21 protein-coding genes and 2 pseudogenes are annotated in these 24,709 nt (G+C 45.8%); 19 read left to right on the top strand and 4 right to left on the bottom strand.

All coding sequences use genetic code 11. The features are described from left to right. Position 1 precedes the first annotated feature (1 nt). The gene (locus QUA71_RS00810) at positions 2–673 is read right to left on the bottom strand and encodes a hypothetical protein (RefSeq protein ID WP_333281027.1); all 672 of its coding nucleotides are present in this window, start codon (positions 671–673) and stop codon (positions 2–4) included. 240 nt (positions 674–913) lie between these two features. Between QUA71_RS00810 and QUA71_RS00805 the strand changes: the two genes are divergently transcribed. Further along, complete coding sequence (locus QUA71_RS00805) at positions 914–1,849, top strand: OmpA family protein (RefSeq protein ID WP_333281024.1); 936 nt, start codon at positions 914–916, stop codon at positions 1,847–1,849. A gap of 422 nt (positions 1,850–2,271) precedes the next feature. On the opposite strand, the gene QUA71_RS00800 is transcribed toward QUA71_RS00805, so the two are convergent. Continuing rightward, positions 2,272–3,384: an AI-2E family transporter gene (locus QUA71_RS00800; RefSeq protein ID WP_333281021.1), complete on the bottom strand. Its 1,113-nt coding sequence runs from the start codon at positions 3,382–3,384 to the stop codon at positions 2,272–2,274. A gap of 143 nt (positions 3,385–3,527) precedes the next feature. Here QUA71_RS00800 and QUA71_RS00795 point away from each other — a divergent pair, with 143 nt between their 5' ends. Continuing rightward, positions 3,528–4,478, top strand: coding sequence for an alpha/beta hydrolase (locus QUA71_RS00795; RefSeq protein WP_333281018.1), 951 nt, complete (start codon positions 3,528–3,530; stop codon positions 4,476–4,478). Between the two features lie 91 nt (positions 4,479–4,569). On the opposite strand, the gene cysS is transcribed toward QUA71_RS00795, so the two are convergent. Then, on the bottom strand, positions 4,570–6,168 hold the full coding sequence (cysS, locus tag QUA71_RS00790; protein WP_333281016.1) for a cysteine--tRNA ligase: 1,599 nt from the start codon (positions 6,166–6,168) through the stop codon (positions 4,570–4,572). Positions 6,169–6,239: 71 nt separating this feature from the next. Beyond that, positions 6,240–6,404 (bottom strand): annotated as a pseudogene (locus tag QUA71_RS00785) (Uma2 family endonuclease); the annotation flags it as partial. Positions 6,405–6,541: 137 nt separating this feature from the next. On the opposite strand from QUA71_RS00785, the gene QUA71_RS00780 reads away from it, so the two are divergent. From QUA71_RS00780 to QUA71_RS00700, 17 genes and pseudogenes are all read left to right on the top strand, one after another. Continuing rightward, positions 6,542–8,254, top strand: a complete 1,713-nt coding sequence (locus QUA71_RS00780) for an HlyD family efflux transporter periplasmic adaptor subunit (RefSeq protein WP_333281013.1) — start codon at positions 6,542–6,544, stop codon at positions 8,252–8,254. Positions 8,255–8,327: 73 nt separating this feature from the next. Next, positions 8,328–9,500, top strand: coding sequence for an ABC transporter permease (locus tag QUA71_RS00775; RefSeq protein WP_333281010.1), 1,173 nt, complete (start codon positions 8,328–8,330; stop codon positions 9,498–9,500). A 53-nt stretch (positions 9,501–9,553) separates the two neighbouring features. Further along, positions 9,554–11,464: a TolC family protein gene (locus QUA71_RS00770; protein WP_333281008.1), complete on the top strand. Its 1,911-nt coding sequence runs from the start codon at positions 9,554–9,556 to the stop codon at positions 11,462–11,464. Positions 11,465–11,518: 54 nt separating this feature from the next. Then, positions 11,519–11,651: pseudogene (locus QUA71_RS00765) on the top strand (ISKra4 family transposase); the annotation flags it as partial. A 455-nt stretch (positions 11,652–12,106) separates the two neighbouring features. After that, positions 12,107–12,370, top strand: coding sequence for a hypothetical protein (locus QUA71_RS00760; protein WP_333281007.1), 264 nt, complete (start codon positions 12,107–12,109; stop codon positions 12,368–12,370). Between the two features lie 98 nt (positions 12,371–12,468). Then, on the top strand, positions 12,469–13,803 hold the full coding sequence (locus QUA71_RS00755) for a DUF4912 domain-containing protein (protein WP_333281004.1): 1,335 nt from the start codon (positions 12,469–12,471) through the stop codon (positions 13,801–13,803). Between the two features lie 164 nt (positions 13,804–13,967). Next, on the top strand, positions 13,968–14,168 hold the full coding sequence (locus tag QUA71_RS00750) for a hypothetical protein (RefSeq protein WP_333281001.1): 201 nt from the start codon (positions 13,968–13,970) through the stop codon (positions 14,166–14,168). A 570-nt stretch (positions 14,169–14,738) separates the two neighbouring features. Beyond that, entirely contained in the window at positions 14,739–16,052 is a 1,314-nt protein-coding gene (locus tag QUA71_RS00745) for an ABC transporter substrate-binding protein (protein ID WP_333280999.1), read from the top strand. A gap of 183 nt (positions 16,053–16,235) precedes the next feature. Next, positions 16,236–17,144, top strand: a complete 909-nt coding sequence (locus QUA71_RS00740; RefSeq protein ID WP_333280996.1) for a sugar ABC transporter permease — start codon at positions 16,236–16,238, stop codon at positions 17,142–17,144. Between the two features lie 57 nt (positions 17,145–17,201). After that, on the top strand, positions 17,202–18,065 hold the full coding sequence (locus QUA71_RS00735; RefSeq protein WP_333214384.1) for a carbohydrate ABC transporter permease: 864 nt from the start codon (positions 17,202–17,204) through the stop codon (positions 18,063–18,065). 168 nt (positions 18,066–18,233) lie between these two features. Then, entirely contained in the window at positions 18,234–19,316 is a 1,083-nt protein-coding gene (locus tag QUA71_RS00730; RefSeq protein ID WP_333280993.1) for an ABC transporter ATP-binding protein, read from the top strand. Between the two features lie 339 nt (positions 19,317–19,655). Next, positions 19,656–20,006: a hypothetical protein gene (locus tag QUA71_RS00725; protein ID WP_333280990.1), complete on the top strand. Its 351-nt coding sequence runs from the start codon at positions 19,656–19,658 to the stop codon at positions 20,004–20,006. Between the two features lie 388 nt (positions 20,007–20,394). Then, the gene (locus QUA71_RS00720; protein ID WP_333280986.1) at positions 20,395–20,517 is read left to right on the top strand and encodes a hypothetical protein; all 123 of its coding nucleotides are present in this window, start codon (positions 20,395–20,397) and stop codon (positions 20,515–20,517) included. A gap of 66 nt (positions 20,518–20,583) precedes the next feature. Beyond that, positions 20,584–21,021 (top strand): DUF3574 domain-containing protein, encoded by a 438-nt coding sequence (locus tag QUA71_RS00715; RefSeq protein WP_333214378.1) that lies wholly within the window; start codon positions 20,584–20,586, stop codon positions 21,019–21,021. Positions 21,022–21,183: 162 nt separating this feature from the next. Continuing rightward, complete coding sequence (locus tag QUA71_RS00710; RefSeq protein ID WP_333280984.1) at positions 21,184–21,387, top strand: hypothetical protein; 204 nt, start codon at positions 21,184–21,186, stop codon at positions 21,385–21,387. Between the two features lie 324 nt (positions 21,388–21,711). Further along, the gene (locus tag QUA71_RS00705) at positions 21,712–22,224 is read left to right on the top strand and encodes a hypothetical protein (RefSeq protein ID WP_333214374.1); all 513 of its coding nucleotides are present in this window, start codon (positions 21,712–21,714) and stop codon (positions 22,222–22,224) included. A 223-nt stretch (positions 22,225–22,447) separates the two neighbouring features. Then, positions 22,448–24,481: an ABC transporter ATP-binding protein gene (locus QUA71_RS00700; protein ID WP_333280981.1), complete on the top strand. Its 2,034-nt coding sequence runs from the start codon at positions 22,448–22,450 to the stop codon at positions 24,479–24,481. Positions 24,482–24,709 lie beyond the last annotated feature (228 nt).

Below are 24,709 nucleotides of genomic sequence, written 5' to 3'. Positions count from 1 at the left end.
TCTAAAAACGAGTTTTAGGTTCGCTCCAGTCTGTGCTGGCTTGACTGCCGAAAACTAGGGGTTTGTCCTCGGTGACTGCTACCGTTTGCCCTGTCATATCAACGGCACAAAGAGGCCAAGATCGATCGCCCAAATTGCCGGCGCGGAACAGAACTTTTCCGGGACAAACTTGACTCCAACCCAACAATACAGCATGAGTGTAAAGACTGCGAGCGGGAGCAACGGTATAAGTGTAATTATCATTTTTGTCCCAAATGACACCGTAGTCGGACATATCGGAAGAGTTGAAAAGTGCTTCAAATTCGCGGGCGAGAATGCGGGAACCGTCTTGATTCCAAGAAACAGGCACTAAAATGGCGATCGTCCCGGACATATCTGTATCATCGCTAGCATACATCCCACTTTCTGCCAGTGGCGAAGCAGCCGCCACTGTTTGCAGTTCGCCAGTTTTGAGATTTTCCACAAACATGACACTGCTAACCCGACACCGGGAGAATTCCGGCTGCACTTGCAACTCAATTCGACTGTAAGCTGCGTATTGGCCGTTAGTTGAAACTAGGGATGGACTGCGATAATAGCGGAGGCCTGTGCCGGCAGTGGAACTCACTTTAGCATGAGTGGCAGTAATCCATTCCCAAGGAACGGGATAAGGACTATTTAAAGGGTCAGTCATCGGTTTTTTTTCCAAAAGTTTTACTGAATTATCCAACAGATTCAGGCGGGCACGCAACGGACTAGAAATTTGCTTTCTGCCTCGATGCTTCGCCACTAAACCCCAGATTTATAGAAACCCGGTTTCTTTTTTAGATTTTAGATGGGAGGGCACATCTCAAATCTCAAATCTCAAATTTCCAATCGGATAGGTAAGATAGTATCGAAATTAATCTGGTATGTACACCGAGAGGGATGAAATATGACGCGATCTTTTAACCAAAAACCTTCAATCCCCCCCACTCGCGTCTCCAAGTCGCGGGGAAAAGGTTTGCTTGTACTGTCGCTGATTTTTCGACTGCTGCTGCTGGGGGTGGGCAGCGGTTTTGCGTGGGTTTTGGGGATGACGATCGCTCAAATTTATCCGTCAGGCGCGACGGAGATGCCGCTGGCAGAGAGATTGCTGCGTGTAACTCAAAATTTGACCTCCAGCCCGAAACGCGCCCCAGCAACGCCAATTCCAGCGCTCCCGCCACCAACCGCTACACCGACTCCCCAGTCCAAAGTCAGTCCTGCCCAGAGAGAGAAATTGCAGTCGGATTTGAGACAGTTGCAGGGTGAACTCAACGCGCTGATTGGTCGCACGGCAGCTTTGGAGAGTCAGTTGGGCAGCAGCCGCCCGACGGAAACTTTGGAAAAGCGTTTGCAGTTGATGTCCCGGGAATTGGCGGCGCCGGAAACGGCGGCAAGTGTTGCCCCTGCTTTACCAGCGATCGGCAGCAGCCCGAGTCTGAACCCTGAAACGGTGAATACTACGCCACAGAATGCCAATAATCCGGTGTTTGGGGGGGATGGGCTGATGGTGACTCTACCCAGCGATGTTTTGTTTGATACTGGCAGCATTTCTTTGCGCGCGGGAACTAATGCGATTTTGGACAATTTGGTGGCGGAGTTGGGCAATCACGAGGGGGCAACTGTGCGCGTTGCGGGCCACACTGACGACGCCGGGGAAGCGGGGGACAATCGCAATGTGTCGTTTGCGCGGGCTCAGGCTGTGGTGCAGTATTTGTCTGGTGTGCTAGGTCAGAAGTATCATTGGGTGGCGATCGGCTATGGGGAAAGTCGCCCTTCGGTGGATAATAGTTCTGATGCTAATCGGCAGCGCAACCGTCGCATTGAAGTGGCAATTAATCCTTAGTTTTTAGCGATCGGTAATCAGTCACCAATCATTAGACTTATTGCATAAATCTTTGATTTAGAGGGGAACCGCAGATGCAACGCAGAGGCATTTCAAGATAGTTTGCGAAGGCATACAATTCAAGTCTAGTCTTTAGTTAATAGTGCGAGATTAAGATATGGTGAGTGTTTTTTTTGCAATTTCTTAAGCTCGCACTGCACTTTCAAGCATATTATGCCGATGCCAACAGAAACGATATAAATTAAATATTTCACTTCCCCTCTCCCTATAGCCCCATTTCGGGAGCATCTCATATTTGTAAAAACACTTCTTCTGGCTCATTCCTTCTTCATCTTTCCTCCTGGCTCCTAACTTCTAACTCCAATTTCTAGCTTGACTGCTTTCATTGAGATGCTCCCCCCATTTCCCTATCTTCACCGCTATCACGCCGAAGGTGTAACAGGTGGCAAGTCAGAGTTATTTTTAGCCCGATCTATTGCTTCTCGATGTTCGCTCCTAAGTTTGGGTTTTAAATACAAGTTTTCAATCAAAGCTGCCACTCCCGCAAACCAAGGCGGCACAATTACAGCTCCAATAATTCCTAATACTTGAACGCCTCCCAAGACAGAAAGCAATTGATATAAAGGATGCACACCAACCGATGAACCAACCAGCAAAGGATCGAGTACGTAAGTTTCTAAATTTTGGATAATTACAAATAACAGTAATACCCACAAAAGTACCCAGCCACCTTTAGCTAAGGCTACGATTAATGCTGGTACTGCTCCCAACACTGGGCCGATGAAGGGAATCAAGTTGGTAACACCTGCGATCGCACCCAAGCCTAAAGCAAATTCCGGCATTCCCAAAATGCTCAAACCTGTGGTAATAAATATCCCTAAAATCCCCGAAACTAACACTCGCCCGCGAATATAACTCCCCATTCTTTGACCGATTGGCGCGGCTTGTGCGGCTAATCTTGCGTCCCAAGGTTTAGGGAAAAATTGCACCAAACTTTTGATTAATGTGTCGCTGTCGGCAACCATGTAACCTGAAATAAATAATGCTAAAACTAGGCTGAAAACCCCACCTAGAATGCCTCTCGTTAAACTGTACGATCGCAAAACCAGTTGTTGACTCGATCGAATCAGCCAATTAGTCAGCGATTGAGTGTCCACCAACTGACCCACCAAGGTTGGGGCATCGTCGGTTAGGCGACTCAATAAATTAGTTGCCACAGTTCGCAAACTTTCAACATACAGTGGTAACTGTCGCAGCAGTAACTCTATTTGTTCGATTACCGTGGGCCCGATTAACACTACCGTCCCGCTAAATCCGCCGATGAGAGTTAAATAAACCATAATCACCGCCAGCCAGCGGGGAACCCGCATCGTTTGGGCCCAATTAACGATCGGGACGATCGAAGCAGCCAGCACGACTGATATCATTAGAATTACTAGCAGGCTCCGCAATTGCCACAGCAGCACTAGCAGCAACGACGATGCTACAATTAGCAGCAAGTTAGGTAAAGAAATAGTTATCCGCTGTTCTGACATGATTAAGTAATCAAGGTTTGTATTGGCGCTTATGTCATCCCGCAGGGCGGGTTTATTTATCTTCTCATTTACCAAATATATGTCGGGTAAAACCCGCACCTACTCATCTTATAATAAAAAGTAACATCGGTTCAAAAAATAATATGCAACCCCCATATTCAACCCAAGATTTCTCCACTATTTCGTCTATAAAGTCACCAACGCTGTTTTACGAATGGCAAAATTATCGCTGTGCTTATGAACTTTATAACCCAACTACTGCGACAGAAGATAGCATCCCTTTGTTATTAATTCATCCGATAGGAGTTGGTTTGTCAAGAATCTTTTGGCATAGATTTTGTGAGAGTTGGTACAAAGCAGGTAACACCAACCCGATTTACAATCCCGACCTTTTGGGCTGCGGCGATTGCGAAATGCCGGCTGTGGCTTGCTATCCTGACGATTGGGCCGCACAGTTGCAGTATTTCTTGGAAACTGTAGTCAAAAAACCTGCGATCGTCCTCGTACAAGGTGCTTTACTATGTGTAGCCTTGGCTTTAGCAAAAAGGCAGCAGGAAAGCGGCTCAAATTTAATTCGCGGCTTAGTCCTCGCGGGGCCTCCCGCTTGGGCTGTGATGAACAAACATTCGACCGAAAGACAGCAACGGATTGTCTGGAATTTGTTAAATTCTCCCTTGGGAAACGCTTTTTACCGCTACGCCAGACGCGCTGAGTTTTTGCGTTCTTTTTCAGTAAAACAACTGTTTGGCGATGCGGCAAAAGTTGACAGCGAATGGTTGGATGCTTTGCAGGCTGGGGCGGCAAATCCTGACAGCAGACACGCGGTTTTCTCGTTTTTAGCGGGGTTTTGGCGCCAGGATTATAGCGGTACGATTCAAAAGTTCGATCGACCCGCACTCATTGTGATGGGAGAAAAAGCCTCAAGCATCAGTCAAGCGGGTAAGGAAGAGAAACCGGATGAAAGATTGGCGCAATATTTAGCCCATTTTCCCAACGCGGAAGGTTTATTAATGCCGGGGCGGAATGTTTTGCCCTACGAATCAACCGCAGAATTTGTCGCGGCTGTTGCGGAGTTTGTCAATGGGAGTTTTTAACCGCAGATATCAGCAGATGAACACAGATGAACGCGGATGGAATTTCATCTGCGTTCATCCGCGTTCATCTGCGGTTAAAAAACTCTAAATTTCAACTGCGATGCCAAATTGTTGTACCATCTTTTTGATCGATCAGAGTAATGCCCCGATCCTTAAGTTCGTTGCGAATGCGATCACCCTCAGCAAAATCCCTAGCTTTCCGGGCATCCTTCCGCTGCTGAATCATCACCTTAATCTCCTCATCAGTTAATCCGCTAATCACTTCAAGTTTATTAATAATCATTTTCGAGTTATCGGTAAAGATAGTCGCACTTCGCGGGACGAGGTTGGGTCTTTTAAGTCCTAAAACTTCTTCGGCTAACTTAACAAGAGTCTGCCACTTTTGTTGCAACACTTCCGAAGGCATTTCCGTTTTTCCCCCATGTACAATTATATTGCGTTCGCGCCGCAATTCCTTCGCCAATTCAAACAGAACAGCTAAAGCATTAGGAGTATTGAAATCATCATCCATCGCTGCTCTAAATTGCTGTACAGCCTCACTCTCCACTATGGGCAATTTCAGAATTTGATCTGGCTCCCAGCCCAATTGGGAACCGTGCAAATCACCAAAAAGTAGGCTTTCTTCAAGAGTCTGCCAGCCATTTTTTGCAGAGGCGATCGCCTCTTCGGTAAAATCAATTTGACTGCGGTAGTGCGCTGTTAACACAAACAGCCTCACCGCCATCGGATCTACCGCTTTTGACTTCTCGCTTCTTTCATTCTTACTCCCCTCCTTACCAAGGGGGGGCTGGGGGGGGTTAGATTCCAAATCACCCGACCAATTCCCCTCCAACAAATCGCGAATTGTAATAAAATTGTGCAAAGATTTCGACATCTTTTTGCCATTGACAGTCACAAAAGCATTGTGCATCCAATATTTAGCAAGTGACTTGCCCGTCGCGGCTTCAGATTGAGCAATTTCGTTTTCGTGGTGCGGAAAAGTTAAATCGGAACCGCCGCAGTGAATGTCAATAGTTTCACCCAAGCAATCGCGCACCATCGCCGAACATTCGATGTGCCATCCGGGGCGACCTTTTCCCCAAGGTGAATCCCAAGCAGGTTCTCCCGGTTTAGCGCTTTTCCACAGGGCAAAATCAGAGGAATCTTGCTTTTTCTGAGCTTCTATTTCTGCGGTTTCCAATCTGCCGCTAGCCCCGGCCTGCATTTCTTCCAACTTGCGGCCGGAAAGTTTTCCGTAATCGGCAAACTGTCTCACGTTGTAGTAAACGTCGCCGCCGGAAGCATAGGCATAACCTTTATTTTCTAATTCGTGAATCAGGCGTTTAATGCCGTCCATTGTATGGGTGGCGCGGGGATATTCATCTGCCCTGAGAATATTCAGCTTTTTCATATCTACGTAATATTCCTCGATGAAGCGTTCGGCCACAGCTTCCATTGTGGAATTGGTTTCGCGGGCGCGGTTGAGAATTTTGTCGTCAATATCTGTAAAATTCTGCACGTAGCGCACATCGTATCCCCGCCACATCAGATAACGCCGCACCATGTCCCAAACAATGTAAGCGCGGGCGTGGCCGACGTGGCAGTAATCGTATACCGTAACGCCGCAGCAGTACATCCGCACCTTTCCTGGTTCGAGGGGCTCAAAAGGTGATTCGCGACGGGTCAAGCTGTTGTAAAGCGTTAGAGGCATGGGATTTGAGATTTGGGATTGATGTACTGCTCTAATTTATTATATTGCGGTTGGTGAATCTTTCGGTGTCGCTACCAAACATCTGTTAAATCTAAGACAAATCCCGGTAACACATCTTCCCCTGACAAAGTGCTAGGATTATCTAATATTTCCACATCCTGATTTTGTCTGTATATCTCAACTTTCTGGTTTTTGCGATCGATTAACCACCCCAAACGAGATCCATTCGCGATGTATAGCGGTTCTCAAGAAAGTGAAATACACGGGCTAGTTCGATGCCCCATACTTTTAGGCCCGATGCCCAATCCCCAAGAGCACCTCATGTTACTGAGAAAGGCTATATTCCCGCATTTTTTCTCGCAATGGTTCCAGGTTGTCAGACTTAGAAAGCAATACAGATTCAGAAGAAATAGCGACCTTAGAAGGGAAGAGAGAAAGTAGTACGTCAACAGATGCTAGAATATCTCAGCCCCAAAGTTGCCTTTTATTTATCCAAACAGTAACCAAAACGGTTAAAGGGCGATCGCGCACGCTTAACAGTTATTTACAGTTTGTAGGGGAGGAGTTGACAGTGAAATATAAAGAAAAAAATAGTTTCAACACAGGAGTCAAATGGCTACTGTGGTCTAGTTTTCTCACTCTAGGCATCGGCGGCGGCTTATTTGCCTACGGGTTATATCAAAATCGACCTCCCGAACCCATAGGAGTGCGCTTGATACCCGTCAAACTTGGCGATATTGAAGATACGATTAACGAAAGCGGTATTGTTGAATTGGGTGGTCAACAAACTCTGAAATCTCCTGATGATGGTACTGTCGATCGGGTGTTAGTAAAGATCGGGCAAACCATCACATCTGGTCAGAACTTAATTACCCTTCGTAACCCCGAACAGAAAACAACTCTCATCAAGCAAGAATTGGAGATTCAGAAACAAAAACTCACTCTAGAAAGCTTCCGCCAAAAAGTTGCCGAAGCTCAGGAAGCACTAAATATCGCCCAAGGGAAACTTCAAAATTATAAATCCGGGCAAAATGACGAGTTATTAGAAATTCAACAAAAGGAACTTACCTTGGCAAATAATCGAAAGAAAGTTGTTGACGCTGAGGAGGGTTTGGCTGCTGCCGATCGGAAACTTACCAATTCTAAAGTATTATTTGAAAAAGGTTATATTTCGGGAGATGCCCTCCAATCGGAGGAAGGGGCAGTTCGCACCGCTAAAACCACTTTACGAGATGTACAGCTTCAAATTAACACGGATCTCCTCGCTCTTAAAGGTTTAAAAAATAAACTGCAAGACAAAGAACAACTACTTCAGAAAGAAGTGATTACTGCTGATTCCCTACTGCGAGCAGCTCAGTTCAACGTTAGCACAAATAGTCGCCTACTCCAAAGCTCTCTGCTTGAATACCAAGAAAAAGAACAAAAACTTAAAAACAATATTGTGACTGCATCTATTGATGGTAAGGTACTTAATGTTCAAGTTAAAAATGGCGACGGAGTGAAGCGGGAAACAGAACTTTTGACATTAGGTGACCCTTCACAAGAACTGGTAAAACTACAGCTTTCTACCCTCAATGCTGCTAAAGTTAGACCCAATCAGTCCGTTCGCATCAGCATTATTGGTCCCAATTCTAAGCAGTTTTCAGGAAAAGTAGACAGCTTATATATTCTTGCTCACAGTGGTGAGAGTAAAGGAAACGACCGCTCTAATCAAGGCAATCAACCAACGGTTCCTGCAACAGTAAGACTCGATGCTCCAACCCGGACTTTGATTCCAGGGAGTCAAGTGAATGTGGAGATAATTTTGCAGCAGCGCCAGAAGGTAGTAGTTTTAAATACAGAGGTAATTGTGCGATCGGAGTCTAAGCCTTTTGTGTGGATTCGTGACAGTCAAGGCAAAGCCCAGAAACGGTCAGTTACATTAGGTTTAGAAGGATTGACACAGGTAGAAATAACTTCTGGTTTGCGGCCAGGTGACAGTGTTGTGATACCCCCTCCTGAACCTTCCTTAAAACCAGGAACTCCTATTCAGGAAGAAAAAACAACTAAAAAGAAAGAAAAAACAGAGGGTGCCGAGCAGGAATAAAGATTAAAGAATAGGATCAAATCAGCTAATTTTATTAATGTACGAAATGTTGAGTTGTGATTTTTAATTACTTATGAGCCTTTCTCCTTTAGACCTCCTCCGCCTTACTTGCATTTCCCTAAGTGGCAATCTTTTGCGATCTGCCCTAACTACAGTCGGAGTTTTTATGGGTGTAGCTGCGGTCAGCGCAACGCTGCAAGTACGCAATATTAGTCGCGCCGTAATTGTTGAACAACTGGCCAAGCGAGAAGCACCTCAACTGGGAATCAGTATTTCGGATGACTTGGGTTTGAAGTTAGAAGATATGGAATTTTTACGGAATCGGCTGAAAGGAATTCAGGCGATTAGCGCAGCAAATTGGTTTGGTTATAACGAAAAAGTTATATTTCAGGCTGAAGAAGCGGAAACTAATATCTTCGCTGTTTCTCAAGATCATTTATTGACATCGGGGCGGCGATTAATGGAGGGGCGTTTTTTTTCACCTAATGATTTTACTAATTATCGACCTGTAGTGGTAATTGATGAAATGCTGGCGACACAACTTTTTAAAGGTGGCACCAAACGTGTAGGTCAGCGCATTTATGCTAAGCGTAGACCTTACATTGTTGTTGGCGTAATGGAGAGCAAGGAAGGCTTTTTTGACAAACCCGAAGCTGAAATGTGGGTGTCGATGTCGGTTTACAAAGCGATGACAGGTAGCCAAAGAATTGGGAGAATTTCGGTGCGCCCTTACAATCTTAAAGATATTAAAGGAATGGAAAAGCAGGCAGAAAAACTTTTGCAGCAGCGCTTTCCCAAGGCAGAGGTTAATACTTGGAACAATGTTCAGGAAATTTTGGAGCAGCAGGAAACTCTGGAACTTGCTTCACAGGGACTATTGGCAGTGGGGGTAATTTCGCTATTGGTGGGAGGGGTTGGTATTGCTAATATTACGATCGCGGCGGTGATGGAACGTACCCCAGAAATTGGTTTGAGACGTGCGATCGGGGCTACTCAGAGAGATATAATGTTGCAGTTTATTCTAGAAGCAGTAATTCTGAGTTTAGCGGGGGGAATTGCTGCTATTGTGACGGTACACGGGTTAACGGTGGTGGTAGCGGATGTTTTTAAGTTGCCTTATAAATTTGACAGCAACACAGCAGCTTTGGCTTTAGGAGCGGCATTAGCTGTGGGAGTGGGAGCTGGATTTCTCCCGGCTCTGCGAGCTAGTCAACTCGATCCTGTTAAAGCGCTGCGTCAAGGGTAGTCATCCCGTAGGAAATCGCCATAGAATTACTTGCAGAAATCACTGGAGCTAGCATGACTGAGCAACCGCACGAAGATTATCTCCCCAATAGCGATTCCCCTGCTCGCTACGAGATTCCTTGGATATTTCGTTTTAGCCTAGTTATGGTTGCAACCTGTGGGCTATTGGCGATATTTGCTGTTGCTTTTAAGTCTAGTTCAACAGTCAAAACTGATGTTAGCTCTAAATCGGCGATCGCGCCCAAAATTCTGCCACTTACCACTAAAAAACATCTCCCACACATCCAAAATCTACCGCAAAATCAGGCGCTCATTAAACCCCAAAATCAGAGAGAAACGCCAACTACCAACCAGAGAATAGTTATTCCTCAATTCCCCGGCGAAAATCCCACAAGTAAAATCAAACACTCACCAATTTCCCATTCCCAATCCCCAATCCCCAATTCCGAAGTATTAACAAAATCTACTCAAAAGAAACCTGTCCCACCAGAATCAATAGTAATTTCTGAAGTTCCACCCAATCCAGAAATAACAGCAGAACCCATACCTGAAAATACCCAAAATCCAACTCTTCAACAGCAATCTCTAGCGGATGAATTAGGGGTTGAACTGACACTCCAGGAAGTTGTATTTTTAGGCTTAGAAAACAACAGAGATATCAAAAATCAATACCTCGAACGCATCGTCCAAAAACAAGATTTAGCCGTAGCAGAAGGCTTATTTGTCCCTATTTTTACACCGAGACTATCCGTGTCATCAATTCCTTTGAGGAATGGGGGAAGAGTCGCTACTACTGGCGAAGTCGATTTATCTGCCCAGGTGAGTGTCAAAATTCCCACAGGAGGAAATATAAGTTTTGTGTGGAGTGGTAAACAAGGACAAGATGCGAATGGTTTTGGCATTAATAGTGAAGGTTCTTTAAGTCAAAATCTCAGGTTAAATTTTACCCAACCTCTGTTAAGGGGAGCTGGAGTTGCTGTCAATCGAGCACCAATTGAGATTGCTCGCCTGAGTGAAAAAGGAAATATTCTGAGTTTGAAATCGACGCTAATTGAGACAATTACCTCAGTAATTTTAATCTATCGAAAGTTGATTAGGGCTCAGGAACAAGTTAAAATTTCACAAAGTTCTCTGGAAATTGCCCGTCAGCAATTGGAGATTAATCAGGTTTTGATTGAGGCAGGAAGGGTAGCAAAAGTTGAGATTTTTACAAGTGAAAAAGCTGTGGCAGATCTGGAAGTGACAGTATTAGCTAGTGAGGAGCAACTGAAGAAGGCAAGATTAGCACTGCTGCAAGTTCTAGACCTCGATCGCAATCTTAATATAATAGCAAGAGAAGCTGCTGCTGTACAGACTAGCCCTCTGGATTTCTCTAAGATTCTACCATTAGCTCTGTCAAATAGTCCTGGTTATTTACAAGTACAGCTCGACCGGGAAATCGCTAAATATAATTTGCTACTAGCGGAAAATAATCGAAAATGGCAATTGGATGTAAATGCAAGTTATAATAATAATGCTACTAATCTTTCAGACAGCAGCTCGGATTTGAGAGCGGGACTGGTTTTGACTCGCGAATTTGGAAATAGAGGAATTGAGCGAGAGTTTCAGAATAGTCGTGTTAAGCTATTACAAGCTGAGAATAATTTAAAGGAGTACAATCAAAAGCTGGAAGTTGAGGTCAAAAATGCAATTCGAGATATAAATTTGAATCTTAAGCAAGTAGAACTAGCTCAAAAGTCAAGGGAGTTAGCGCAAAAGCTATTAGAAATAGAGAAAGAAAAAAGAAGATTGGGAGTGGAAAGTTCTCGGAGTATCGATATTGTGAATCTTCAGAAGGATTTAATAGAGGCTAGAAATGCAGAACTTGATGCGAAAATTGCCTATTTTAATGCTTTGACAAATCTTGATAAAATAATAGGTACTACTTTGGAGACGTGGCAGGTGAGGATTGAAAATGAAGAATGATGTTAGTTAGTTGTTATCGGATTGAATGAGACTTGTCAGTAATTCCAACCAGGCTCCATCGGATCGGGAGCGGTAGAATCAGCCGTCAAGCAGATAGGTACAAGGCTAAAAATTTCATTCTTCACAGTAGAAATCTGAAAGTGTTTCGCAAATGTTACAACTGCGTTGTGCCTACTTGAATGGTTAATTTGCAGTTTAATATTTTTGCAAAATCGGGATGCTCCCGCGAAGCCTTCTTGTTAGAAGGATTATAGAGCAATACGGTTCAGTTAAGGAAAATTGTAGCGAAAATGTTGGGCGGAGTGAAACGGAGGGTTCGTTCCACGGGCCCAACCTACGCACGATCTGTTTTTTAGCACTAACCCAAGCGTATTGGATTATAGAGAAAGTCTTCCACTTTGTCATATTCGCAAAGACATATCCATTCTAAACGATCACCCCCACCCTCCAAACCCATCAAAAGCCCCTCTCCCCATTTGTCATCAAATCCTGACATTTGCTTCAACACCGATCCCCCAAATCTCCCAAATGTCAAGATTCCCTGACATATTGATCCCCAAAATCCCGAAAATGCGTATAAGTACCCAGGATTGAGGGAAAAGACCCCTTGACCCGATCGCAACTTGTCTGCAACATTAAGTCATGACAAAGCGATCCCAAAGAAATGCTTGGATTAAGCAGCACTGGGAGTCGAATAGCGCGTGTGCTGCCAGCACAGCGTTGCTAGCAGCACCGATCGCACTCACAAAATCGATCTTGTCAATCAAGAATCGACAGATAAAGCTTTATTTAGATCGAACGGTGCGCGCAGAAGCCCAGAAGTCCAAACCCCCGATCGCATTGGGGACAAGACAAGCTAAAAACAAGCAAGGCTTCAAAGGTTGGAGAGATTTGGAAGCTCGATAATATGTGGATTAAAAAGAGTTTCTAACTCAAAAAGTCAACACTTTTGTGTTGAGAGGAAAAATCTAACCCGCCATCCCAAATTAGTGGAGAACAAACTCATGGCAAAAGAACGCCCACCATTAGAAGAGATGACTTTGCGACAACTCCGCAGAGTTGCTAGCGAATGTGGAGTCTCTCGCTACAGTCGGATGCGGAAATCGCAACTTCTGGCATCAATTCAAGAAATTCAGCGCACTAAATTTTCCTACAGCCCATCTCGCAAACTAGAGGCACAAGAAGCAGTGGAAGCAGCAAAGTTTGAACTCGGTCAAGAAGATAGAACAGGCGGTTCTTTGTCGTCTGTAGATGAAGGTTTAGCAGATTTGCCCAACGGCTACGGCGAAAGCCGGGTGGTGTTAATGCCCCGCGACCCAGAATGGGCCTACACTTACTGGGACATTCCCAACGATCGCAAAGAAGAATTGCGCCGCCAAGGAGGACAGCAACTAGCGCTGCGGCTCTACGACGTTACAGATGTTAACCTCGAAACTCAAAGCCCGCACAGCATTCAAGAATATCCCTGCGACGAACTGGCGCGGGAATGGTACGTGCCAATCCCCGTGAGCGATCGGGACTACGCGATCGACATCGGCTACCGCTGTGCAGATGGCCGCTGGCTGGTATTAGCTCGATCGGCCCAAGTCCGCGTTCCTCCCGTCTATCCCAGCGACTGGATTGAAGATCAATTCATCAGCCTCGATTGGGAAGAAGAGTTGCAAGGCAAAACCTTCGCCGAACTGGTTCCTCCGGCCAAGAAAATGGCACAAGCAGCTAATGGCTTCGGTTTCAGCCCCAGCAACGCCATCTACGAACAAATCTTCGGCATGGCAGAATCTGCCGAATCCCTGCGGGTAGCGGGTTCTATTTTCGGTTCCATGCAGCACGTCGCCGGTTCCGTCCAGCAAGTCGGCATCCACGAACAAGCTGTAAGTTCCTACGTGTTCCCCTCCGGCGTCGGAATGTGGGCTGCTCCCACCATGTCCGGCCTCACCGCGTCAGGTGTCGGTATGTCCGGCCTCACCATGTCGGGTGTCGGTATGTCCGGCCTCACCATGTCCGGTTTCGGTATGTCAGGTGTTGGTATGTCGGGAGTTGGCTTCGCCGCCCCGATGCGCCCCCGCCAGTTCTGGTTAGTTGCTGATGCCGAACTGATCGTTTACGGTGCCACCGAACCCGATGCTACCGTCTACGTAGGCGGACAGCCGATTAAACTCAATGCGGACGGCACTTTCCGCTTCCAGATGTCCTTCCAAGACGGCTTAATCGACTATCCGATTTTTGCCGTAGCCGCAGACGGCGAACAAAACCGCGCTATCCACTTGAAATTCAACCGCGAAACTCCAGAACGGCGCACCAATACCAAGCAGGATGCCGTTGTGGAATGGTTGGGCTAATCCCAAAGGTCGATCGAGCGGCGGGCGCTGATGCAGGTTTGTGCCAATTTTTGAACCATCACAAGGCATAGCCTCAGCCGATCGTGATTTGTTAAGGTTAATCGCAGACAACAACCCATAACACCCCCTATACACCGTTCTCCTGTTTTGAGGAGCGGTGTTTTTTGTATTTGGAAGGAAGAAGGAAGAAGGAAGAAGGAAGAAGGAAGAAGGAAGGAGGAAGTTCGGCAACGGATTCTGTAACGGATGTAACGGATGTAACGGATGTAACGGATGTCAGGAAGAAGGAAGAAGGAAGAAGGAAGAAGGAAGAAAAAAGAAGGGAGAAGGAAGAAAATTTTAGTTATCTAGGAGAGAAGTTTTAGTTATCTAGGAGAGAAGGAAGAATCAATCTACTGCATGGGTTTTAGCAATTAAGAATGTCCTCACCATCAGGGCGGTTGCTATATGGCAAAATACCTGGCAAGTGGGCGATCGACAAAAGTTATACCACTTCTTAAAAGTAGGGATAAATATAGATTGTATGCGAGCATCTGTAGGGACTTAGGCAAAGCCTAAGTTTCTACTTTATTTCATCCGATTGACAACGGCTATCTTACTTATATCGTTTCCGGTTGCAGCGGTATTGTTCAAATGTCCAAAAAGTCTGTTGGCGCGAAAGCATAATTTTAGTCAACAGCAAACAGTCAACAATCATGAGGAGGGCAACCGGAATTGATATCAGACAATTTTATTAATATCTATCTGTAGATAGATGTTTACTTAAAGGCCCTTGTTGCTAGTTAAATCAAAATTTGCACTCTTCACTCAAGCATTATTAAGTAAGCTAAAGTTTACTTAAATTTTTATTGCACAAACTCGGTAAATCCAGCGAAACAAAAGAAAGCGAGTTATGAGAGAAAGAAGGCGATCGCACAGCCACTTCTCAAAAACAAATGCAAAAAATCAATTCCCCGCCGCAACGAAGGCAGAAGCCTCGCCTTTTAGCCTTATTCGCTGTCACATTAGCCACCGTCTTGCTTTTATTTATTCTGCCGGCACTGACTCAACAGCCAGTCGTGCTCACCATGTTAATGCAAGGCCAAGACATTGTTAACTGGAGACCCTTTGTCAAAGAATTTGAACAGAAAAACCCCGACATTCGCATCAACCTCATAGAAGGGCCTTTTGACACCAACCTCATAGAAAATCTTTACACATCTGCCTTTCTTTTAGGCGAATCGCCCTACGACATCATCAACATGGATATTGTCTGGGTTCCCAAATTTGCAGCCGCAGGTTGGGTAAGCGATTTGACAGACAGAATTTCCCCCGAACAACTATCAAAATTCATCCAAGGTAACGTCGAAGGCGGGCGGTATCGGGGCAAACTTTACCGAATTCCCCACGCTTCCGATGCCGGAATGCTTTACTACCGCAAAGACATTTTAGAACAAGCGAAAATTCCAGTGCCAAAAACCTTTGAAGAGATGGTAAAAATCTCTCAAAACTTGCAAAAACAGGGAAAAGCAACTTGGGGTTATCTGTGGCAAGGCAAACAATACGAGGGAGTATCTGCGATGTTTGTCGAGGTACTTTCCGGTTTTGGCGGCTTTTGGGCTAACCCTCAAACTTTTGAAGTTGGGTTAGATAAACCCGAGGCAATTAAAGCAGTGGAATTTCTCAAAAAAACGATCGCCTCCGGTATCTCTCCTCCGGGCGTCACCACCTACGGCGAAGAAGAAACCCGGCTGTTGTTTCAAAATGGCAAAGCGCTGTTTTTGCGAAACTGGCCGTATGTTTGGAAGCTGGCAAATGCCGAAGGATCGAATGTTAGAGGCAAAATTGCGATCGAGCCAATGCTCAGCAGTACGGGTAAAACAGGCGGTTCCTGCTTGGGTGGCTGGGGCTGGGGAATTGCCAAAACCTCAAAACATCCAGAACAAGCTTGGAAAGCAATTCAGTATCTTACCAGCGAGGAAACCCAGCGCAAATTTATTTTAGAAACCGGTTTAATTCCCAGTTACAAATCGCTGTTTACCAACAAAGAAATAGTCGCCAAATATCCCCACTACCCGCAACTGCTAAAAGTAGTCGAACGGCCAGCTTTGCGCCCGCCCCTGGCACAATACGCTCAAGCTTCTGATATTTTGCAGCGCTATTTGAGTTCAGCTTTTACCGGGAGAATGAGTGCAGAACAAGCAATGAAAGCAGCAGCTAGCGAAACTCGCAATTTATTAGGCAGTTTAAAACAACCCCAAGCTTCGTAAAGCTGACATCTTGGTTTTCTGTTAGAAACAGGCAAGATGCCTGTTTCACAAAGAGTTAGAAACAGGCAAGATGCCTGTTCCACAAAGAGTTAGAAACAGGCAAGATGCCTGTTCCACAAAAAGTTAATTCAATTGTGGGCCGTTGCTCCTAGCCCGCCCAAAAATAAATTAAAGGTGAACAAGATGCAATTAGACAAGATGCGACAGCGCGAACAAAAGACCGGGTGGATATTAGTAGCACCAGCTTTGATAATTCTGATGCTAGTATTTGCTTACCCAATATTGCGCGCTTTTTGGCTGAGTTTATTCACCCAAAACCTCGGTACAGAATTAAAACTGGTTTTTTCCGGTTTTGCTAACTACAGTCGAATGTTAGAGGACGGGCGTTTCTGGCAAACTTTAGGCAACACCACTGTATTTACAGTCGTCTCTGTTTTACTGGAATTAATTCTCGGTATGGGCATTGCCTTAGTCTTAAATCAATCTTTCACAGGGCGCGGCATTGTTCGCACAATCTCCCTGCTACCTTGGGCGCTCCCGACTGCATTGATGGGAGTAGCTTGGGCGTGGATTTTTAACGACCAGTACGGCGTAATTAACGACATTTTAAGGCGATTAGGATTGATTCAAAATAGCATTAGCTGGCTGGGAGATCCGACTTTGGCAATGATGGCAGTAATTACAGCAGATGTGTGGAAAACGACGCCCTTTGTCAGCTTGCTTTTGCTAGCGGGATTGCAATCAATTCCCGGTGATTTGTACGAAGCCCACGCGATTGACGGCGCGAGTAGCTGGCAGAGTTTCCGTCAAGTTACTGTGCCCCTGCTGATGCCCCAGATTGTGATTGCTTTGCTGTTTCGATTTGCCCAATCTTTCGGCATTTTTGACTTGATTCAGGTGATGACGGGAGGGGGGCCGGCGGGGGCAACGGAGACGGTTTCTATCTACATTTACAGCACGGTGATGAGGTATTTAGACTTTGGGTACGGGGCGGCTTTGGTGGTGTGTACTTTTTTGCTGTTAGTGGCAGCAGTTGCGATCGCCGCTTACCTGTTATCGAGAGCCCGCGTCAATGCAGCCGGAGGAAACTAAGACGATTTTAGATGTGGGATTGCCAACAGTTACACTTTTATTTCATTGGTATAAATTATGTCGATCGCCCGCGAACAACCCACCAAAAAAACCTTTGACATCCGCCAATTAATCTTGCCAATCTCAGCACTATTAATCGTCGCATATTTCCTCGCACCTATTATCTGGCAGGTGCTAACTTCTTTCAAAGTAAATGCAGATATTTCAGCGATTCCCAACGTCTACATTCCCAAACGAATTACTTTCGAGCATTACCTGTCCCTATTCCAGCGCCGCCCGTTTGCACTTTACATTTTAAATAGCGCTTTTGTTTCGATTACTTCGACATTGCTGTGTTTGGCTGTAGGCGCTCCCGCAGCTTACGCTTTAGCCCGGTTGCGGTTGTGGGGGGAGAGAATCATCCTGGCAACTGTGACGATAGTTACCCTATTTCCGGCGGTGCTGCTATTTTTAGGACTTCTAGAAATTGTCAAAGCTTTGGGTTTAGGGAATAATTATTTAGCATTAATTATTCCTTACACCGCTATCAATCTACCGCTGACAATTTTGGTGATGCGGAGTTTCTTTCAACAGTTGCCAAAAGATTTGGAAGATGCGGCTAAAGTAGACGGATACAACACTTTTCAAATGCTGTGGCAAATCGTGCTACCGATGACATTTCCAGCTTTAGTCACAACTGGAATTTTGACCTTTATTTCAGCTTGGAACGAGTTTATATTTGCACTAACATTTATGACTCGCGAATCTCTAAAAACAATCCCCGTCGCCACGGCTCAACTCAGCGGAGTGTCAGTATTTGAGATTCCTTACGGCCCGATCGCCGCAGCCACCGTTTTGGGAACTTTGCCCTTAGTTTTTCTGGTTTTGGTATTCCAGCGGCGCATTGTTCAAGGTTTAACTGCGGGGGCGGTAAAAGGATAGTTTAGAACTCGTTCCTAGGCTCTGCCTGGGAACCGATATCTAGAGGCTCTGCCTCGCTTTTTAAACAGGAAAATTGGAGGCAGAGCCTCCGGATCTGCGTTACCAGGCAGAGCCTGGTAACGAGTAAACATCAACAGTCAACAGTCAACAGTCAACAGTTTAAAAATCATGGCAAAATTGCAACTCAAAAACCTCAATAAAACCTACAGCCCTAAAGTAGTTCCCGTAAAAGACATTAGTTTGGATGTCAGCGAAGGGGAATTTCTGACTTTGTTGGGGCCGTCGGGGTGCGGCAAATCTACGACTCTCAGGTTAATTGCAGGGCTGGAACAGCCGACTAGAGGCGAGATTAGAATTGGCGATCGCAATGTCACTTATCTCAGACCGGGCGATCGCGATATTGCAATGGTTTTTCAAAGTTACGCGCTTTATCCGCACATGACAGTATACGAGAATATGGCGTCGAGCCTGAAACTTCGCAAAATCCCCTCCAGCGAAATCAACCGATTAGTGACAGAAGTTGCAACATCCCTCGGATTGACGGAATTAATCGATCGCAAACCCGGAAAACTATCAGGCGGACAGCGGCAGCGAGTCGCCCTCGGCCGCGCTTTAGTGCGCCAACCGGAAGTATTTTTGCTCGACGAACCTTTGAGCAATCTCGACGCATTATTGCGGGAAAAAGTTAGGGCAGAACTCAAACAATTATTTTCCTCTCAAAAAGCTCCTGTAGTGTATGTAACTCACGACCAAACCGAAGCAATGACGCTTTCTACAAAGGTCGCAGTTCTCAACAGCGGCAACGTGCAGCAGCTCGATCCGCCACACTTAATTTATACCCGTCCTGCAAATCAGTTTGTAGCCGGTTTTGTGGGCAGCCCGCAAATGAATTTGCTCGTGCTTAAATGCCAGGGAAATTTTGCTAAGTTGGGGGATTTTCGAGTTCCACTCCCAAATATGCCGACTGTGCCGCCAGAAATTGTTTTAGGAATTCGCCCTGAACACGTCGGCTTTGCAGATGCTGAGTCCGGCAATGTGCCGGGCCCAGACGCCATTAAAGGTGAGGTTTATTTAGTGGAAAACTTGGGAATGCAAAATTTAGTTAGCGTCCGAGTTAAAGGCGTGGACTCAGTAACGGTGCGGGCTTTGCTGCCCAATGACCGCCACTGGAATTCAGAAATTGTAGAGCTGGTTTTCCCGCCTCAGTTGCTGCACTGGTTTGACGTGAAAACGGGCGATCGCTTGCAATAAGAATTTGCCCTGCATAGCATGATTGATTAGAAATGGTCTAACCCTGTGCTGAAAAATATTTTTTTTGCTTATAACTAAGTTATGACTTTAGTTAGAGGTAGAACTCTTTGGCTGCTGTTAAGGTGATATTCATGTGTGAAAAAGCTAATTGGCTGACACATAGGTTGCGTGTTTACCAGATTTTATCGCTAACCTATAACTCTATTATTTAGGTGGTTAATGGCAAGTTGAAGCTAAGTTGGCTTTCCCTCGCGTTAACTGCTGATGTTGGAGCAAGTCAATTAGTAGATGAAAAAATGTTGAAAATTATCACCAATCAACTTAGGGAGTATGACCGAGATGAATTTGATTTCCACAGCCATTGCTCGCATTAGTTCCCTGCTTAAGGGCTTTCAAATCAAGAGTTTTTTGAGTGTTGTCCTAGTCGGTTTTCTGCTTCTGACAACAAATGTTGATTCGGCGCGCAGTAACCAAGGTTTTGGCGGGCAAGCCAGCTCAAAGGCCGATCTAAACAATTCTGAAAGACCCCAAACAACGCGGGAATGGAGGCAAGAAGCTCGCGAAACGTCAGACTCTCCGGGCGAACGAGTTCAGAAGATTGGTCAAGAGGCAGGAGCAGCCGTGAAAGAATTCGGTGAAATGTACCAAGACACTGCTAAGAGAAGTGTCCGCGAATTAAAGGATAAGTAGGTCCAGCTAAAAAAATCTAACACAGAGAAACCTGATTGCTGTAGGGGCAGCCTCAAGAGTGTTCGCCCTTGCGGGTTTCTCAACTCGTGAACAGTTTGACGTTTAAATAGGTTGAGCTACTTAATACGGCAGAGACAATCAAGTAGGCGAGCATAAATAAACTAAGGCTGACGTTCAAAAACCCGGTTTCTCATGTGAAACTGGGTTTTTGAGTAGGAAGCTTTTTATGTTAAATTAAATCAAAGTCGCGTTAAAAACCCCTTGATAAGACTCGGCGGTTGAAACTGAGATATTGCAAAATTCTCAATCAGCATTTCAAGGGCGTTGCTCAGAGCAACGGCCCACAAGAAAATTGAAGTATGAGTGGAACAGACCGAAAAGCTGGTTCATGAAAATGGTGCTCTTGGGTCAGTTAAAACCGCTTTTCACCTCAAACTCCTATCTGGCTTCGATCGCCCCTGGAATGCGAGTTCGAGGTCAAACTACAGAAACTTTTGTCCCTCTCGCTTGAGACTAAGAAATAAGCGGTAAGGCACTTAGGTTGCACCCTACATATAGAAGTTCCGCGTAATTCCTGATGAATAAACATTTTAACAGTCTTTGCTTGACCGGCCTGCTGTTCATCCTGCCTGTTTGTCCGGCAACAATTGCCCGCGCTCAACTTCCCGAAACTTCGGATACTAACGCCAAGCAAACAAATCTCCTCAAAGATGAACTGTATTTTGGGTTAACTAAACCGGGAGGCGAGCCAGTTTCTGAAGCAGAATGGCAGGAGTTTGTCAGCGCAGTTATTACCCCTCGCTTTCGGGAAGGGCTAACGGTATTAGACGGATCGGGGCAATTTCTCAACAGTTCGGGAATTCTGATTCGAGAAAAATCTAAAATAGTTATTTTGATTTATGAAAGTAGCCAGGAAAAAAATCAAGCTATTAATGAAATTATCGAAACTTACAAGCGCACTTTCCAGCAAGAATCTGTGTTGCGGGCTACCAGCGAAGTTAAGGTTTCTTTCTGATGCGGTTATCCAATCAGTGTATTTATGATATTATTTGTGCTGAGCAAGGTCATACCCTCAAAGATGAGTAGGGTGCTGGTGCAAGAAAAATCATAATTTTTGGGTATCGATCGCACACTGCAACAAGTCGTTAGAAAAACCTGCCCGGGAGAAAACAAAAACATGACGAACGACGGCAACCAAAAAGCTGAACCGCCGGAAAGCGATGAGTCAAAAGATTTGGACGGTATGGCGAAAGCTTTTCTTGTGAGCGTGGCTTGGTCTTACGCAGAGGCATTGGAGCGAACGAAACGATCGCAAAATCCACAGGAAGCAGCGCCGGAATCTCCGACAGAACAAGTCGAACGCGATCCTGAAAAAAATTAATGAAAGACTATTAATGCGATCGATTTGCCAAACTATCTGTGCGATCGAACGCAATAGTCAGTTCGCTGTTTTGAGTTAAGAACAATCAACTCAGAACAGCGAGCTGTGCAGCTAAAAGCGAATTTGTATTGGATGTTACAAGAAAAAACTGAAAGCCCCGTGACCCTTCAACAAGCTCAGGAAAAGCTTTAGTCCGGTGATGACAACTGCGTTGCAGGTGTGAACCTCAAGCTATATCTATTCTTAAAAGAGATTTAAACTAAACAAAGTACGGTTTTACCGCTACAGTGTACAAAACAAATAACTAATTTTTAGATCGGTCTCATGTCTAATTCAAAAATGATTGGCAAAGCGATCGCAGGTGGCCTTTGCTTCGGCATCCTCGCCAGCTTCAACGCTTCACACGGCCCCGCATCCGCAGCAGCACCAATAATTGCCCAAGAAACAGCAGCCCCGGCCGCTAGCAGCATCGACAAGCAACTCCTAGGCCAATGGCAAGGCACAGTCCCCTCCGGTCAGTCTTTCACCTTCGTCTTTGCCCCAGAAGGCAAATTGTTCCTCATGGCTAAAGGCCCCGACGGAGCCGCCCGGGCCAAAGAAATGAGGTACAAAGTTAATCTCGGTGAAAAACCGATGCACATTGATGTCGGTCTCAGCAGCACAGAAACCGTTCAGACTGTTTTTGAGTTGACTCCCGAAGGTCAAATGCGCCTTCAGTTGCAAGGCACCAATCCCGGAGAGGCGAGACCTAATTCCTTAAACGAACAGGCAACCGTGTTTAAAAAGGTCTCCGAGGCCACTGCACTGCCTGCTGACACTCAAGTCATCGGTTTTTGAGGAAAATTATTGGCAGCCAGAAGGCACTCCAGTAGTTCTGAGTTTTGAGTTTTAAGTTATAAACCATTTAAAATTCAAAACTCATCCACGGCGAAGCGTTGCGAGGAATGTTAGCTTTCGCCGTCGGTTATCCAAAGCAATCTTAAAATCTTCCTACTGCCTTCTGCCTTCAACAGGCCCTGCTACAATCCACTTAATCTCCATTTAACTGCCATAGACCTCCATGAGTGAAACCGTCCTAGAAGTTCGCAACCTGCGGGTTCAATTTCAATCTGCGGACGCAGGCGATGCGTCTGCAACCGTCAAAGCGGTTGACGGCATTTCGTTTGAGGTCAAGCGAGGGCAAACTCTGGGCATCGTGGGAGAGTCGGGGTCGGGAAAATCGGTAACATCCCTCGCTGTTATGGGTTTGCTGTCGAGTTCGTCAACGAAAATCGACGGCGAAATTTGGTTTTATTCGACAAAAGACGGTGCTAGCAAGGGGCCTGTGAATCTGCTGGAAATGCCGGACAGGGAAAAACAAACATACCGGGGCAGCCAGATTGCGACGATTTTTCAAGAGCCGATGAGTTCGCTAAATCCAGTTTATACGATCGGATTTCAACTCACAGAAGCCATTTGTTTGCACCAACAGGTGTCGCAGACAGAAGCGCGGCGCCAAGCAGCTTCTCTGCTGCAAGAAGTGAAGCTGCTACCGGGCGACGATGAGCTCAGGCAGCGGTGTTTGACTTTGCGACAAGAGCATTCCCGGGCTGCTGCGGGGAATCAAGCAGTTATAGAGGACGATCGCGATTTGATGCAGCTCGTCAACGGCCAAAAACAAGCTATGCTCGATCGCTATCCCCACGAACTCTCAGGCGGTCAAATCCAGCGCGTGATGATTGCAATGGCCATTTCTTGCAATCCAACTTTATTAATTGCTGATGAACCTACCACGGCTTTGGACGTAACCGTGCAGGCAACAATCTTAGCTTTGCTGCGCGAGTTGCGCGACTCTAGAGGCATGGCAATGATTTTTATTACCCACGATTTGGGCGTCATTGCGGAAATTGGCGATACAGTGGCGGTGATGTACCGAGGCAAGATTGTTGAGTGCGGTGCGATCGAACAAATTTTCAGCAATCCCCAACATCCTTACACAAAAGGTTTATTAGCTTGCCGCCCAACTCTCGATCGGCAACTGCGCCGCTTGCCGACTGTTTCCGATTTTATGGATGTCACCACAAATGCTAGCGGCGAATTAGTAATTGTCGAGAAAAATGCCGATTTAGACGGCGACAGCAGCGGGGGAAATCCCGCTTTTGCAACAGGAAAACCGCCTCGGCTGCCGCATATTTCCGGCCCTTTGCTAGCTGTTGATAACTTGCGAGTCGGTTTTCCGGTGCAGGGAATGTTTGGCGAAACCAAACGCTTATTTATGGCGGTAAACGATATTTCTTTTGAGGTTTACCCGGGCGAGACTTTGGGTTTGGTGGGCGAGTCTGGCTGCGGCAAATCAACTTTGGCGAGAGCTTTGCTGCAATTAATTCCGGTGGCCAGCGGTAAAGTGTTTTTTGAAGGCCAAGAAATTACGCCTCCTGCGAAAAGTAGTTCGGCACCGCAGTGGATGGCTAATTATCGGAGGCAAAAAGAGTACGATCGCAAATTGCGGTGGCTGCGGCGCGATATGCAAATTATTTTTCAAGATCCTTTTAGTTCTCTCGATCCGCGCCTAAATGTTGGGGATGCGGTGATGGAACCGATGGTGATTCACCGCTTTGGTAAGAACCAGAAAGAACAGCGCGATCGCGCTGCTTATTTGTTGGAGAGAGTGGGTTTAAATCCCGATTTTATGCGGCGCTACCCTCACGAGTTTTCGGGCGGACAGCGGCAGCGAATTTGTATTGCTAGAGCTCTGGCTTTGAATCCTAAGTTTATTATTTGCGATGAGTCGGTTTCCGCATTAGATGTGTCGGTGCAGGCGCAAGTTTTAAATTTGCTGAAGGAGTTGCAAACAGAGTTTGGACTGACTTATATTTTTATTTCTCACGATTTGAGCGTGGTCAAGTTTATGAGCGATCGCGCGATCGTCATGAACAAAGGTAAAATCGAGGAAATTGGCACTGCCGAGCGCATTTACCGCCAACCGCAACAAGCTTACACGCGGCAACTTATAGCTTCTATTCCAGCAGGGAATTTGGAGCGAATTCGGCAACAGCAACTAGGTCGCCAAGCTGCTTGGCCCCCATCGCCTGCGGATGAATCGACACAGGTTTGAGCTCTAGTGTTTTAAACTGGTATCAATTACCAATTGCCCGTTACCAATTACCAATTACTAATTAGCCATTACGCGCGAACATCTCGGTCAACGAAAAACTGCTACGAAGATTTTTTTCATTTTATCTTCACAAATTAGCAGTTTATTTTTATTTTAAATTCATAATTTATGGTCAAATTCAACCTGCTTGAACTTGACTCATATTCCGGGTTTTTCAACCCACAGCCA

Source organism: Microcoleus sp. MON1_C5 (genome assembly GCF_036701875.1).
Taxonomy (GTDB): domain Bacteria; phylum Cyanobacteriota; class Cyanobacteriia; order Cyanobacteriales; family Microcoleaceae; genus Microcoleus.
This window is presented reverse-complemented; position numbering and strand designations above follow the sequence as displayed.